Source organism: Catellatospora sp. NPDC049111, from assembly GCF_040648615.1.
GTDB lineage: Bacteria > Actinomycetota > Actinomycetes > Mycobacteriales > Micromonosporaceae > Catellatospora > Catellatospora aurea.
Map to the genome: position 1 here is coordinate 249,856 of NZ_JBEZEB010000002.1, position 14,484 is coordinate 264,339.

Annotated in this window: 11 protein-coding genes, 1 tRNA gene and 1 pseudogene; 6 read left to right on the top strand and 7 right to left on the bottom strand. The window is 70.7% G+C overall.

The genetic code is table 11. The annotated features are described in order from the left end of the window. Positions 1-139 precede the first annotated feature (139 nt). The 3 genes from AB0B66_RS03705 to AB0B66_RS03715 all read left to right on the top strand — a co-directional run bounded on the left by AB0B66_RS03705 (position 140) and on the right by AB0B66_RS03715 (position 1,824). Positions 140-694 carry a YqgE/AlgH family protein gene (locus AB0B66_RS03705; protein WP_360522363.1) on the top strand — a complete coding sequence of 185 codons (555 nt, stop codon included), beginning with the start codon at positions 140-142 and terminating at the stop codon, positions 692-694. A gap of 176 nt (positions 695-870) precedes the next feature. Further along, positions 871-946, top strand: a tRNA-Ala gene (locus AB0B66_RS03710). A gap of 146 nt (positions 947-1,092) precedes the next feature. After that, positions 1,093-1,824 (top strand): DUF6193 family natural product biosynthesis protein, encoded by a 732-nt coding sequence (locus AB0B66_RS03715; protein WP_360522366.1) that lies wholly within the window; start codon positions 1,093-1,095, stop codon positions 1,822-1,824. An 86-nt stretch (positions 1,825-1,910) separates the two neighbouring features. Here the strand turns inward: AB0B66_RS03715 and AB0B66_RS03720 are convergent, their stop codons facing one another. After that, positions 1,911-2,168: a Txe/YoeB family addiction module toxin gene (locus AB0B66_RS03720; RefSeq protein WP_360522369.1), complete on the bottom strand. Its 258-nt coding sequence runs from the start codon at positions 2,166-2,168 to the stop codon at positions 1,911-1,913. Then, the gene (locus tag AB0B66_RS03725) at positions 2,165-2,416 is read right to left on the bottom strand and encodes a type II toxin-antitoxin system prevent-host-death family antitoxin (protein ID WP_360522372.1); all 252 of its coding nucleotides are present in this window, start codon (positions 2,414-2,416) and stop codon (positions 2,165-2,167) included. The genes AB0B66_RS03720 and AB0B66_RS03725 overlap by 4 nt, the downstream gene beginning before the upstream one ends. Positions 2,417-2,537: 121 nt before the next feature. Here AB0B66_RS03725 and AB0B66_RS03730 point away from each other — a divergent pair, with 121 nt between their 5' ends. Beyond that, entirely contained in the window at positions 2,538-5,663 is a 3,126-nt protein-coding gene (locus tag AB0B66_RS03730) for a BTAD domain-containing putative transcriptional regulator (RefSeq protein WP_360522375.1), read from the top strand. A 55-nt stretch (positions 5,664-5,718) separates the two neighbouring features. Here AB0B66_RS03730 and AB0B66_RS03735 read toward each other — a convergent pair whose 3' ends face one another. The 3 genes from AB0B66_RS03735 to AB0B66_RS03745 all read right to left on the bottom strand — a co-directional run bounded on the left by AB0B66_RS03735 (position 5,719) and on the right by AB0B66_RS03745 (position 9,641). After that, the gene (locus AB0B66_RS03735; RefSeq protein ID WP_360522378.1) at positions 5,719-6,492 is read right to left on the bottom strand and encodes a hypothetical protein; all 774 of its coding nucleotides are present in this window, start codon (positions 6,490-6,492) and stop codon (positions 5,719-5,721) included. 149 nt (positions 6,493-6,641) lie between these two features. Continuing rightward, positions 6,642-7,178: a hypothetical protein gene (locus AB0B66_RS03740; RefSeq protein ID WP_360522381.1), complete on the bottom strand. Its 537-nt coding sequence runs from the start codon at positions 7,176-7,178 to the stop codon at positions 6,642-6,644. 255 nt (positions 7,179-7,433) lie between these two features. Beyond that, positions 7,434-9,641: a germacradienol/geosmin synthase gene (locus AB0B66_RS03745; RefSeq protein ID WP_360522384.1), complete on the bottom strand. Its 2,208-nt coding sequence runs from the start codon at positions 9,639-9,641 to the stop codon at positions 7,434-7,436. A gap of 157 nt (positions 9,642-9,798) precedes the next feature. On the opposite strand from AB0B66_RS03745, the gene AB0B66_RS03750 reads away from it, so the two are divergent. Continuing rightward, a complete protein-coding gene (locus tag AB0B66_RS03750; RefSeq protein ID WP_360522387.1) occupies positions 9,799-10,527 on the top strand; it encodes a tyrosine-protein phosphatase in 729 nt (242 codons plus the stop codon). Positions 10,528-10,662: 135 nt separating this feature from the next. Here AB0B66_RS03750 and lysS read toward each other — a convergent pair whose 3' ends face one another. Then, positions 10,663-12,387 carry a lysine--tRNA ligase gene (lysS, locus tag AB0B66_RS03755; RefSeq protein WP_360522390.1) on the bottom strand — a complete coding sequence of 575 codons (1,725 nt, stop codon included), beginning with the start codon at positions 12,385-12,387 and terminating at the stop codon, positions 10,663-10,665. Positions 12,388-12,729: 342 nt separating this feature from the next. Continuing rightward, positions 12,730-13,365, bottom strand: a pseudogene (locus AB0B66_RS03760) (ATP-binding protein); the annotation flags it as partial. 241 nt (positions 13,366-13,606) lie between these two features. Between AB0B66_RS03760 and AB0B66_RS03765 the strand changes: the two are divergent. Continuing rightward, a complete protein-coding gene (locus AB0B66_RS03765; protein WP_360522393.1) occupies positions 13,607-14,404 on the top strand; it encodes an NUDIX hydrolase in 798 nt (265 codons plus the stop codon). Positions 14,405-14,484 lie beyond the last annotated feature (80 nt).

The following is a 14,484-nucleotide window of genomic DNA, read 5'->3' on the forward strand; positions in this document are numbered from 1 at the left end:
GTCGGGCAAGTTTGGCGCACAAGCCGTGCGGAGACCCTGACCGTGCCGCCTCCGGACGGATAGGGTGCCAGTCATGGCGTCGGGAGAGCCGCACACCACGCGGCACGACAATGCGGGAAAGGGCACAGGGCGGCACGCAGTGGAGTCACTGACCGGGCACCTGTTGGTTGCCATGCCCTCGCTCCGGGACCCGAACTTCGAACGTACGGTCGTCTTCGTCCTGGCCCACGAGGCCGACGGGGCACTCGGGGTGGTGTTGAACCGGCCCACCGAAGCGCTGGTCGGCGACATCCTGCCCGGCTGGGAATCGCTGCTGCGTGAGCCGGGGGTGCTCTTTGAGGGCGGCCCGGTCGGCACGGACTCCGCGATCTGCGTGGCCCGTGCCCGAGCGGGTGTGGCGGGGTTCGTCGGCTTCAGCCGGGTCATGGGGCAGATCGGCACGGTGGACCTCAGCCGCGACCCCGCGCGGGTCGGCCAGCGGCTGGAGTGCGTCCGCGTTTACCACGGTTATGCCGGCTGGGGTGCCGGGCAGCTGGAGCAGGAGATCGAGGAGAACGCCTGGCTGGTGTTCGAGGCCCTGCCCAGCGATCCGTTCCGCACCCAGCCCGAGGAGTTGTGGCCGCTGGTGCTGCGCCGCCAGGGCGGCATGACGGCGGCGGTGGCCAACTTCCCCCCGGACGTCTCCCTCAACTGACCAGCGGCGGTGCTCCGGCCGATCATGAATGTGCATTCGTGGTCGACCGTTGGGTGTGGCGTGCACCGCCTGGTCAACTCGCGGGGATACCCGTTTTTGCGCGGGGGGCGGGGCCGTGTAATATTTCGCAGGTGCCCGGGCGGCGGAAACGTCAAACGGGGACTTACCAGGAACAAGGGGCCGTGGCGCAGCTGGTAGCGCACCACACTGGCAGTGTGGGGGTCAGGGGTTCGAGTCCCCTCGGCTCCACCAAAGAAACGCCCAGGTCAGAAGACCTGGGCGTTTCGCTTTGTCTGGGCAGTGATCTTTGTCGTGCCACAGCCGTGCCACTTCTCTTCGCCTTCGGCCAACCGGGGGAGGGGTAAGCGACGGCAGGCGAGCTACGGCAGACTGCCAGCGTGAACGCATCCTCCGAGCTGTATGCCGACGTGGCGGCACACGGGAGCCTCGCGGCCGCGCTTCAGGCGGTCGCCACCGCTTCCGGGGTATCCGTGGCCGTTGTGGCTGACGAGCGGCAGTCGCTGTTCAACGCGACTATCGCCAGCGCCGCGCCGCATCGTCGGCCGCTCGGTGTCAGCGCGGGAGCCGCAAAGCGCGTCTGGAGCGTCAGCGGATGGAGTCAGGGCATCTCGACGATCTCCGGAAGCACGACCGACCTGGCCGAGGTCGTCAAGGCTGCACTGGCCTGGAGCGATGGCGCGACTTTGCGCGAGATTCAGCGTGCAGCTCCGTTCGTCGAGGTGACGGCTCGTGGCGAAGCTGCTGAGTCGGGGCCGGAGCACGTCGTGACGGGGGAGTGGGAGTGGCTCCTGCGGGACGCGGATGAGGCGGACTGGCCGGATTACCGGGCGCTCATCACGGCTGCCCATGCGGAGCCGCGGTTGCGGCGGCTCTACCCGTACACGAGCCATTGGGAGCTTCGCTTCTCAACCACCACCGGCTTCCCCTTCTCGCCCGACGTCGTGTGCCTCAGCGTGTCGAGGAGTTCGATGTTCAGAGTTCGCGGGAACTGGACGGGTCCGTTCGTCGCTGAGGTGGCCACGGCCGAGGAGGCGGTGCGGATCGCGGGCGATCTGCTCCCGTCGGGCCTCAGTGCTGCGGTGGCGGGGGCTTACCCGTACGAGGAATGACTGTTCGACGGGTCGCCGGCATGTCTGGACGGCAGGATTCGGCCCACAAGCATGATCGGCTGGTTCGTCCGCCACTCGGGGTGGCGTCACTGGTAGTGGTAGCGGCATTGTGCAATGCGGATCTCGTCGTCAACGATCTTGTAAACGAGTCGATGCTCGTCGTTGATCCGCCGTGACCAATACCCTTGGAAGCCGTGTTTCAGGGGTTCGGGCTTGCCGATGCCCTCGTTGCCGTTACGGGCGATGTCCTGGATGAGCTGGTTGATGCGTCTGAGGAGCTTCCGGTCCTGGGCCTGCCACCACACGTAGTCTTCCCATGCGTTCTCGTCCCAGACCAGCTTCATTCGGCGAGATCCCGTACCGCGCCGCCACCGCTTTCCAGCCGGTCGATGGCCGACAGCAGCCGCCGCGCGTTCTCGGGGCTGCGCAGCAGGTATGCGGTCTCCTTGAGGGACTGGTAGTCATCCAGCGAGACGATGACCACGGGTTCGTGTCCGGCGCGGGTTACGACGACCTCCTCGCGGTCTTCCACGACCGAGGTGAGCACTTCGGCGTACCGCGCACGGGATTCGGAGTACGTCATGGTTCTCACGGGTGCCCCCTGTACAAGAAATGGTACGTACAACAAACTGTACGTCGATCGGCTGACGTCGGCAACAGCAGTCCGAAATCGCGGCATAGATCAACAGCCGGAAATGCGGCAAGATTGCCCGGTGCGTATCGGGATGCTCGGGTCGTTCGAAGTCCAGACCGGTGACGGGACCGCCGTGGAGGTGCCCGGCGCGCGGCTGCGCGCGCTGCTGGCGGCGCTCGCGCTCGAACCCGGCCGGATCGTCGCCCGCGCGCGGCTGGTCGACTGGGTCTGGGGCGAGGAGCCGCCGGCCGACGCGGTGAACGCCCTGCAGGTCCTGGTCTCCCGGCTGCGCAAGGTGCTGCCGGACGGGGTGGTCGAGGCGAAGCCCGGCGGTTACCAGCTGACCGTCGACCCGGATGCCGTGGACGTGAGCCGGTTCGAGCGCCTCGTCGCCGCGGCCCGCACCGCCGCCGACGACCCGGAGCGGGTGGAGCTGCTGCGCTCGGCGCTGGCCCTGTGGCGCGGGGCGCCCATGGACGGCATCGCCCTGCAGGGCAGCAGGACGTTCGACGCCGCGGTCTCGGGGCTGGCCGAGCGCCACCTCGCCGTGCTCGGGGACCGGGTGGACCTGGAGGTCCGCCTCGGGCGCGGTGCGGGCCTGGTGTCCGAGCTGACCGACCTGGTGGCGCGATACCCGCTGCGGGAGGGCCTGGTCGCGGCGTTGATGCGCGCGCTGGCCGAGGCGGGCCGGGGCGCGGAGGCGCTGACGGCTTACCAGCAGTTGTCCGAGCGGCTCGCCGACGAGCTGGGGGTGGACCCGTCGGCCGAGCTGTCGGCGCTGCACACCGCGCTGCTGCGCGGCGAGATCGGCGGCCGGGCGGAGAACCGCAGGACGAACCTGCGCGCCGAGCTGACCACGTTCGTCGGCAAGGAGGACGAGGTCGCGGAGGTGGCCGCGCTGGCGGCCAGGCACCGGCTGGTCACCTTGACCGGGGCGGGCGGTTCCGGCAAGACGCGGCTGGCCACGGAGACCGCCCGGACGATGCTCGGTGATCTGCCGGACGGGGCCTGGTTGGTGGAGCTGGCCCCGCTGCGGGCGGGCAGCGAGCCGGCGCAGGCCACGCTGACCGCGCTGGGGCTGCGTGACCAGTCCATCGGCGGGGGATCGGGTGGCGACGCGATGGACCGGCTCGTCGCCGCGCTCCGGGAGCGCGTGATGCTGCTGGTCCTGGACAACTGCGAGCACATGATCGAGGAGGTCTCCGCGTTCGCGGACCGGCTGCTGGGGGAGTGCCGGCGGTTGCGGATCGTGGCCACCAGCCGGGAGCCGCTCGGCATCACGGGCGAGGCGCTGTGGCAGGTCGAGCCGCTCGCGCTGCCCGCGGCGGACGCGAGCCCGGCGCAGGCCGGCTCCTCGCCCGCGGTGCGGCTGCTACGGGACCGGGCCGAGGCGGTACGCCGCAACGTCGGCTCCGACGAGCAGACCCTGGCCACCATGGTCCGGATCTGCCGGGCGCTGGACGGGATGCCGCTGGCGATCGAACTGGCCGCGGCCCGGCTGCGCACGATGTCGGTGGACCAGCTCGCCGACCGCCTCGACGACCGATTCCTCCTGCTGACCGGTGGCAGCCGCACCGCGCTGGCCCGGCACCGGACGCTGCGCGCGGTGGTGGACTGGAGCTGGGACCTGCTGAGCGAGGACGAGCGTGACCTGCTGCGGCGGCTGTCGGTGTTCTCCGGCGGGGTGAGCCTGGAGGCGGCCGAGCGGGTCTGCGCGGACGGGGAGCAGGCGCTCGACCTGCTGACCGCGCTGACGGAGAAGTCGCTGCTGCTCTCCGACGGTGACGGCGCGCCGCGCTACCGGATGCTCAACACCATCCGGGAGTACGCGGCGCAGCGGCTCGCCGAGGCCGGGCAGGACGAGCCGGCCCGCCGGGCACACCTCGCGTACGTCACCGAGCTGGCCGAGACGGCCGATCCGCACCTGCGCCGGGCTGAGCAGCTGGACTGGCTGGCCACGCTGGAGGCCGAGCACGACAACATCGGCGCGGCCCTGCGCTGGGCGATCGAGCAGGGCTGGGCCCAGGAGGCGATGCGGCTGGTCGGGGCCGCGGGCTGGTACTGGTTCCTGAGCGGGCACCGGGCCGAGGGCACCGAGCTGGGCATCGCGGCGGCCGCCCTGGAGGGCGAGGTGTCCGACGAGGCGCGGGCGTTGGCGTACACCATCGTGACGTTGTTCGTGACCTCCGGCGCCGCCGGCGATCAATATCAGGCCCAGGAGTGGATCGAGAAGGCGCACCGGTTCACCGTGCGCAGCGGGTCCCGGCATCCCATCCTCGGGTTCGCCGCGCCGCTGGAGCGGATGCTGCGGGAGCCGACGGACTTCCTGCCCGCGTTCGAGCCGCTGATCGCCGGCGACGACCCCTGGGTGCGCGCGCAGGCCAGGCTCACCCGCGGGCGGTTCCGGCTCGTGCTCGGCAGTGACGAGACCGACGTCGACACCGACATCGAGATCGCGCTGGCCGAGTTCCGGGCGCTGGGCGACCGGTGGGGGGCCTCGTCGGCGCTGGTCTTCCTGGCCGACCGGCTCGCCGCGCGCGGTGAGTTCACCCGTGCGGGGGTGCACTACGAGGAGGCGGTCCGGGCGCTGACCGAGCTGGGCGCGACCGAGGAGGTCGTCGGCGTACGGCTGAAGCAGGCCCAGCAGTACTGGCTGCTCGGCGACGAACGGGCCAGTGCGGCCGCGATGGCCCAGGCGCAGCGGTGCGCCGACGGGATCACCTGGCCGGACACGCTGGCCGAGCTGACCTTCGCGCAGGCGCAGCTGGCCCGGTGGCGCGGCGAACCGGACCAGGCACGCGAACACCTGACGACGATCCGCACGAAGTTCGACGTCGAGCGGGGCGGCCTCTACGTGATGACCCGGGACCTGCACGGCTACCTCGTCGACGACCTCGACCAGGCCCGCGCGCACCGGGCCGACGCGTTCCAGGCCGCGGTGCAGCTGGGCCACCGGCCGATGCTGGCGCAGGTGCTGATCGGGATCGCGGATCTCGCGCTGCGCCAGGGACATCCCGAGCAGGCCGTACGCCTGCTGGCGGCGAGCGACGGCGTGCGCGGCACGCAGGACCGCTCGTTGCCCGACGCCGCCCGGATCATCGAGGACACGCGCCACCGCCTCGGCGACAGCGTGTTCGCCGAGGCGGTCCGTGAAGGGCGGCAGCGGGACTGGCGCGAGCTGGCCGAGGCCACGCTCGCCGCGTGACCGTGACCGTGACCGTGACCGTGACCGTGACGCGCTCGCCGTCGACCGGCCGACGTCAGCCTGCGAGCCGGACCGCTCGGTGCGGCGAGTCGTGGCCCGCCCCGGCGCGGCGGACGACGATGTCGCCGCCGTGGCAACGGGCGCGCAGGTCGACGGCCCGGTCGAGCTGCCCGGGGCTGGGGGCGTTCAGCTGGTTGCGCACCTGGCCCGTGGAGGTGCGCGCGTCGAGCCGGACGGCGATGCCCTCGGCGACGCCGACCTCCACCTTGCCGATGGCGGCATAGAGGTCGGCCGGGCCGCCGCCGAGCTCGCCGACGCGGATGTCGCCGCCGATGCTCCTGACCGAAGCGCTGCCCTTGATGCTGCGTATCCGGACGTCGCCGTTGGCGTCGACGTCGGACCGGCCGGTCACGTGGTCCACGACGACCTTGCCGCCGGTGGTCTTCAACCGCACCTCCGCGGCCTGCCCCACCCGGAGGTCTCCGATCGCGGTCTTCAGCCGGCACGAGCCGACCACGCCCTGCACGACGCACTCGCCCTGCGTGGTGTCACCGCGTACGTCGGATCCGGTCGGCAGCCGCACCAGCACCTTCACCGAGCCGTGCCGCTTGGTGAACACCGCGCGCAGCTTCGGGTGCCTGACCAGCAGCCGTCCGTCGGCGAAGGTGATTTCCACGTGTTCGGCGGCGTCGACGTCCAACTGCCGGGTCGGGTCGATCGGCTCGACCTGGACCACGGTGTCGGCGCGGTCGTCGGCGACGAAGCGGATGTCTCCGAGGATGATGTCGACCGTCGCCGAGATCGGCGCGGGAGTGTCGAAGGTCGGCATGGCGGTGCTCTCCTGAGGTCTGCGGGTCGGTGGGCTGCTGCTCGGCACCCACGGTCACCCGCGGTCCTGTCACCGCGCCGACTCCGCGCTGTCGTGGTGGGGCCGTGGCGGCGGTTCGGGCTGCGGCCGCCACGACCCCGGCGCGGGTGTCAGTGCGAGATGGTCAGGTTCACCCGCGACACGATGCTCTTCACCGAGCCGCGCCCGGCGAGGCAGTTGATCAGGTCGACCCCGGAGCCGACGAACACCTGGTTGACGTTGCTACCGAGGAACAGACCGGCGGTGACGGTGCCGTTGAAGGTCACCACCAGGTTCGTGCCGGACAGCGACGCGGTGCGGATGGCGTTGACCGTGGTGGTCTGGCCGGTGTTCCAGGTGATCGTGAAGTTCACGTTCAGCGTGCCGAGCACCATGGTGCAGTCGTCGAGCATGGTGATCGTCTTGGTCTCGAACCCGGAGACCAGGTTGGGCCAGCGCGGGGCGCGGCACGGTTTGTAGTTCGTGGTGCGCGACACCACGGTGGGCTGGTTCACCAGCGTCAGCGGAGGGCTGAACGTGATGGTGTTGGTGCTGCTGGGCGAGGTGCACTGCACGTCGAGCACCGCGGCGTTCGCCGGTGCGGCGGCGAACAGGGTGCCGCCGAGCACCAGCATCGCGGTGAGCGCGACACGGACGAGTCGGACCACCAGGGGCCTCCGATCTAGGGGACGGGAACGGTCGCCGATAGTCACGCTTCGACGACCACCGATACACTAAGCGTGGCCATAGATCGATAGACTGTCAGATATCGATATGCTGCGATGGCTTGAAACAATCTATTAACGTCGATATATTGTGTGCTTCGGGCGCAGCTCACTCGCTCGCCGGTGGGGCCGAGCGCACCGTGGCGCCGGCTCCGGAGCACTCCGGGGTCGGCGCCACGAGTGTGCGCGGGGTGTGGCTCAGCTCGCGCCGGGTGCGCCCAGCAGCGCGAGCACCCGTACCGCCGAGGTGCCCAGCCCCGACGGCAGCGGCAGGATCGCCGGAGCGTGCTCGGACATGCCCGGGCTGCGCTGCGACATGCTGGCGGGGGAGTAGCGCACGCACTCCTCGTGCCAGCGCAGGATGCCCGACATCCAGTCCTTGAGCTGGTCGGCGTACACCGTCAGCCGCCGCTTGACCTCCTCGTCCAGCCCGAGCTGGTCGCACATGGCGGGCAGCTCCACCGACACGATGTGCTCGAACTGCCGCATGCGCTCGGCCATCAGGCGCGCCACCAGGTCACGGGCCTCGAAGCGGTCGCACCCGAGGAAACGTTCGAGCACGAACACCAGGTTGTGGACCTCGCCCTCGTACTCGATCTCCTTCTGGTACGAGAACAGGTCGTTGGTGAAGCACGCGTAGTCCTGCGCCGCGTGCTCCAGCTGCTGGATCACCCGGTTCTCGTAGACCTCGTCGGGCACCAGCCCGTCGTGCGCCAGCCGGCACAGGCTCATGGTCATGTCCGAGCCGAACGTCGCCCGGCGCATCTCCACGTAGTCCACCGGGTCGGGCACCCGGTTCTGGATCTGGTTGGCCAGCTCCCATACCCAGGACGCGGTCATGTCCTCGACCGACTGGCGGAAGCGCGCCCGCGCGCCGGGCGCCATCGGCCCGGCGGTGCGCCGCCACAGGTCCGCCAGCCCGCGTTCCAGCGGGGTCAGCGGCTCCGGTGCCGACCCGCCGTCCAGCGGCATGAACAGCGCCAGCCTGGCGTTGGCGGCCTTCGCCCCGAGGAAGTCCCGGGTGCGGCCGAACTGCAGCGGGAACAGGTCGTCGCCGTAGGTGCCCCAGGTGAGCCAGTTGGACGAGACCTCCAGCTCCTCCGGCGTCGCGTCGGCATGGATCATCGCCGCGCAGTGCGGGAAGTCGAACCCGGCCAGCGCCTGCTCGGTCCACAGCCCGTGCACGCCGGTGCCCGGCACCGGGTCGAGCATGCCCATCTCGCGGCCCCAGGCCACCGTCTGCCGCCGGGCCCGCGCCAGGTGCGGGCTGGTCCGCGGGCGGTACGGCATGTGCAGCGCCGGGATCGGCAGGTGACCCGGCTGCCGCCCGAGCGGCACGTGGACGTACTGCCCGAACAGCGTCGGCAGCCCCGGGGCCAGCACCGCGGCCGGACCCTCGGCGCGCGGCGTGATCTTCGTGTAACGGCTGGACCGGGCGTGCCACTCGTGCCCACCCGCCTGCCAGTCCTGCAGCCCCTTCGCGTACAGGGCCACCGCGAGCTGCTCCGGCGGCGTGACCGCGTGCTCGGCGTACAGCACCGGCAGCTCGGTCAGCGCGGTGTGCTCGAACTGGTGCAGGCGCGAGGTGAGCAGCTCGCCGACCAGGTCGCCGGCGCGCTGGGTGGGCACGTCGAGGAACCTCTCCAGCACCAGCACCGCGTTGGAGTTCTCGCCCTCCTCGGCGACCTCCCGCTGGTACGAGAACAGGTCGTTGCGCAGGTGCACCGCGTCGGCGAAGGTGTCCCGCAGCACCTGCAGCGGCCGCAGGCCGGCCAGCCGGTCGGGCACCTCGGCCCCGCAGGCGTACTCGACCAGGTTCGCCGACCAGGGCGCGCCGCCGACCCGCCGCCGCATCTCGATGTACTCGATCGGGTTGGCGATGCGGTGCCGGTTGATGTTGTCCAGCTCCCACATCGACTCGACCATCAGGTTGTGCGTGCTGGCGACGAAGCGCCGCCGCCACCCGTCGGACATGTGCGGGATGGTGCGGGCCCACAGGTCCGCCAGCCCCGCCTCGGCCGGGTTGAGCGGTTCCGGCGGCGTCTGGCCCGGCTCGGTCATGAACAGTTCCAGCCGGTCCAGGTACTCCTGCGCCCCAGCGAGGTCGCGGTCGTACTTGAACGACTCGAGGAAGTGGTCGTCGAAGAAGAAGACCCATACGTACCAGTCGGTGACCAGGTCCAGCGCCGCCTCGTCGCAGTCCGGGTGGGTGTACGCGCACATCAGCGCGTAGTCGTGCTTGTTCAGCTTCTCCAGGTCCCACACCGGTTCGCCGGACGGGCCGGGGGCGTCGAGCATCCCCATCTGCTTGGCCCAGGCGTTCGAGTGGTCCCGGGCGTGCCGCTCGTGCGGGTTCAGCCGCGCCGGGTGGGGGAGGTAGAAGTCGGGCAGGACGAACGCTTGCATCACCGTCTCCTGACGTGTTCCTGGCGATGACGTGCAGGTGCCGGCCGCGGCTGCCACGACTCTATAGGGATACGTCCGTTTTGAGTAGATGGTGAATTCGGTCGCTCGGGCGAAACGGAGAGGTCCGTCCGCAGAGATTTAAGTAGGGTGATCGGACGTGAAGAGACACATCGCGTTCACCCATCTGCGCAACTTCCGCGACCTCGGTGGATACACCGGACACGAGGGGAGGGCCGTGCGCTGGGGGCGGCTCTACCGGTCCGACGCGCTGTCCAAGATGGACGACGAGGACTGGGCGCGGTTCCTCGAACTGGGCGTCGGGACCGTGATCGACCTGCGGTACCCGTTCGAGATCGCCCGGCGCGGGCGGGTGCGCCAGCACGATGGGCTGGCTTACCACAACCTCAGCGTGGAGCACCGGCCGTACCGGCAGGCGGAACTGGGCCCGGAGGTGGCGGTCGGGCCGTTCCTCGCGGGCAAGTACGCCGAGGTCGCGCAGGACGGGGTGGTGGAGCTGCGGCAGGCGCTCGATGTGATCGTTGAGGCCGAGGACGCGCCCGTGGTGTTCCACTGCGCCTCCGGCAAGGACCGCACCGGCGTGCTCGCCGCCCTGGTGCTGACCCTGCTGGACGTGTCCGACGAGGTCATCGCCGAGGACTTCGCGCTGACCGAGTTGGCCACGCCGGGGCTGGTCGCGGACATCACCGCGCAGATGGGCGTTCCGCCGGTGTGGCCCGGTTACGGTCGCGCCCCGACCGAGGTGATGACGCTGTTCCTCGCCTGGGCTCGTGAGCAGCACGGCTCCCTGCGCGGCTACGCCGAGCAGCGCCTCGGCATCGACGACGCCTACATCACCCGCCTGCGCGCCAACCTCCTGGAGCCCTGACACGCGTTCCGCCGCCCCGTCTTCTGATCGACGTTGGCCTATCTCATCGAATTCAAGTCGCGTAAATTCGACGAGATAGGCCAACGTCTATGAAAATCGGGGTGGTGAGTGGGCGTCCCCGGTCCGTGTGGCGGGTCAGGGGGTGAGGAGTTTGCGGACCTGGTCGGGGCCTACGGCGAGGAGCAGGGTGGGCAGGCGCGGGCCGGTGTCGCGGCCGACGAGCAGGTGGTAGAGCAGGGCGAAGAACTCGCGCTGGGCGACCTTGAGCTCGGGCGTCGGCTTGACGTCCATGGGCAGGCCGAGGCGGGTCTTCGGGACGCCGTACACCAGGGTGGTCAGGCCCTCCAGGGACCAGTGGTCGTCCAGGCCGGCCAGCAGCAGGCGCAGCGACTCGCGCTGGTCGTCGTCGAGCTTGCCCAGCAGGGTCGCGTCGGGCTCGGCGAGCACACGGGTGCGCTGCTCGGCGGGCACCTGGGTGGTGATCCAGTGCTGGGCGCGGTCCAGGCGCGGGCGGGTCTCGTCGAGTGAGGCGACCGGGTCGGCCGGGTCCAGGTCGTGCAGGATGCGCAGGGTCTGCTCCGGGTCGCCGGTGGTGATGTCCACGATCGAGGCCAGCGTGCGGTACGGCAGCGGGTGCGGCGTCACCGGCAGCGGGCCCGCGGCGGTGCCGACGGCCCGGCTGTGCGCGGCGGTGTCGGCGGCGTTCGCGGCGCCCTCGGCGACCTTGCGGCCCAGGGTGTCCCACTCGTCGTAGAGGCGCTGGATCTCCTGGTCGAACGCGATCTTGAACGCCTGGTTCGGGCGGCGGCGCGCGTAGAGCCAGCGCAGCAGCGGCGGCTCCATGATCTGCAGCGCGTCGGCCGGGGTCGGCACGCCGCCCTTCGAGCTGCTCATCTTCGCCATGCCGGAGATGCCGACGAAGGCGTACATCGGGCCGATCGGCTGCTGGCCGCCGAACACCTCGCCGACGATCTGCCCGCCGACCTGGAACGAGGAGCCGGGGGAGGAGTGGTCCACGCCCGACGGCTCGAAGACGACGCCCTCGTACGCCCAGCGCATCGGCCAGTCGACCTTCCACACCAGCTTGCCGCGGCGGTGCTCGGACAGCAGCACCGTCTCGGTGTGCCCGCACTGGCAGGTGTAGGACAGCTCGGTCGTCTCGTCGTCGTAGGCCACGACCGTCGTCAGGTCCCGGTCGCAGACCGAGCAGTACGGCTTGTACGGGAAGTAGCCCGTCGCGCCGGTGCCGTCGTCCTCGGCGGCCGCGCCGGAGCCCTCGGCGGCCTCCTGCGCCGCGGCGGCCTCGTCCTCGTCGAGCTTGCCCTGCTGCGGCGCGCCCGAGCCGGTCCGGCCCTTGGTGCGGTAACGGTCCAGCACCGCGTCGATCTTGCCGCGCTCGCGCATGGCCAGCAGGACCTGCTCCGTGTACGCGCCCGAGGTGTACATCTCGGTCTGGCTGATGCCGCGGTACTCCACGCCCAGCTGCGCCAGCGACTCGATCATCGAGGCCTTGAAGTGCTCCGCCCAGTTCGGGTACGCGCTGCCCGCCGGGGCCGGCACCGAGGTCAACGGCTTGCCGATGTGCTGGGCCCAGGACTCGTCGATGCCCGCCGGCACCTTGCGGTAGCGGTCGTAGTCGTCCCAGCTGATGATGTGCACGACCTCGTGCCCGCGGCGGCGGATCTCGTCGGCGACCAGGTGCGGGGTCATCACCTCGCGCAGGTTGCCCAGGTGGATCGGGCCCGACGGGCTCAGGCCGGACGCGCAGACGATCGGTTTGCCCGGAGCGCGACGCTCTGCCTCGGCGATGACCTCGTCAGCGAAGCGGGAGACCCAGTCGGCCTCCGGGTTTGCGGCCACGATCGGCACGTCCTTCCAAGAGAAAGCGAACTGGCCCCATTCTCCCGGATCGGCCCAGCGAGTTTTCCGACGCCCCTACCCACCCGTGATCGGCGGCCCGTACCCGGCCGCGTCCGCCAAGGGCCGCCGAACCGGCGCGCGGCAAGCCAAGGTCGTCGGCCTGCCCGCGCGGCACGCCAAGATCGTCGGACTTGCCGGGCACCTGTGCGTATCTTGACCGCCCATTCGCCCACCTGCCAGGCAAGTCGAACGACCTTGGTGCGCTCCGCGCCCCGTACGCGCGCTCGCGCCACGCGATCGCGCGCTTCGCGCGGGCAGGGCGGGCCAGGTCAGGGCGGGTCAGTTGACCAGGGCGTGGGCGGGCAGGACCACAGAGGCGGCGATGCCGCGGTCGCCCGCGGGCTCCAGTTCGACGCGCATCTCGTGGCGCTGGGCGAGGCGGCTGACCACCTCGATGCCCATCTGGCGGCACGTGGCGGCGGTGATCGGGCTCGGGTGGGCCAGCCGGTGGTTCAGCTCGCGCAGCCGCTCCGCGCCGATGCCGATGCCCCGGTCCTCGATGAGCAGCACCGCCCGGTCGGCCACCCGGCGCGCCTCGACCAGCACCGTGCTGTCCGGCGGGGAGAACGCGGCGGCGTTGTCGAACAGCTCCGCCAGCAGGTGCACCAGGTCGTTCACGGCCGGGGCGACCACGGCCAGGCTCTCGTCGATCACGCCGAACTCGATCCGGCGGTAGTCCTCGACCTCGGACCGGGCCCCGTGCAGCACGTCGACCAGGCTGACCGGCTCCCGCCGGATCCGGGCGGACTCGCCCCCGGCGAGCACCAGCAGGCTTTCGTCGTTGCGGCGCATCCGGATGGCGAGGAAGTCGAGTTCGAAGACGTCCTTCATGCGGTCGGCGTCCGGTTCCACCTGCTCCATGCGGTCCAGGCAGCTGATCAGCCGGTCGACCATCGCCTGCGAGCGCCGGGAGAGGTGGAACAGCATGTTGATCGTCTCTTCCTCCCCCGCGGTGGGGTCGGCTGAGCTCACCATGATGACCACTTTCCTGTGACCCGGGGTTACGGCCAATCACATATACCAGTGCAGCGCGTGCTTGGCGAGACTCAATCACGTTTCTTGCGGTCCCCGGACGGGCGGCGGAATCGGGCTTCCGGTCGACAAAGGCGTCACGGGCAGCGACGCTGGAGACATGGTTGCCGTGCCCGACCGTCATCGTGTGCGTGCCGTGCTCCTCGACGGCGACGACATGATCCTGTTCGAACGGACCCGCCCCGGCGTGCCGCGGCGCTACTGGGCGACGCCCGGCGGCGGCGTGGACCGCGGCGACGCGAACCTGCTGGCCGCGCTCTACCGGGAACTCGACGAGGAGCTGTGCGCGGTGGTGACCCCGCCGGTGCCGTTGACCTTCGTCGACACGCGGCGCGAGGACGGCCTCTGGCAGCGCCAGCACCTGTTCGCGTGCAACCTCGTCTCGATGGACGTCGCGGGCCGCTACGGCGCCGAGTTCGGCGACCCCGCCAAGGGCACGTACGACGTGGTGCGGGTGCCGTTCACGGCCGAGGCCATCGGGGACCTGAACATGCAGCCCGAAGGGGTGGCGGCCTACCTGATGACGGCGGTCGACCAGGTGTGGCAGGCCGCCCAGGACGGCCGGGCGAGCTACAGCGTGTCCTTCGCGTCCGGCACCCCGGCGGAGTCCCTGCGCCAGGCGCTGCACGAGGCGTACGGGCTGGACCCGGCAGAGGTCTTCACCGGCACCGCTGAGGACCTGATGGCCGCCGCCGACGTGCGCGCCACCGTGTGGATCAACCCCGACGCCGGCGACCCCCGGTATGGCTGCGAACTCAGCGCCGGCGACTCCCTCGCCCGCGCCACGGGCGTCAGCGAACTGGAACTCGCCACCCACCTGTGCCGCCTGACCGCCACCACCGCCCTGGTCACCGACACCCCCCTCCACAGCTGGCTCATCACCCCCGACGGCGACTACCACCACTCCCACGCCCTCCGCCCCTGACGAAGGAAGGGCACCTTCACATCGCCATACGTAGAGGAAGGGCACCTTCTTAACATCGAACGTGCCGTGAGCTGCGGTTG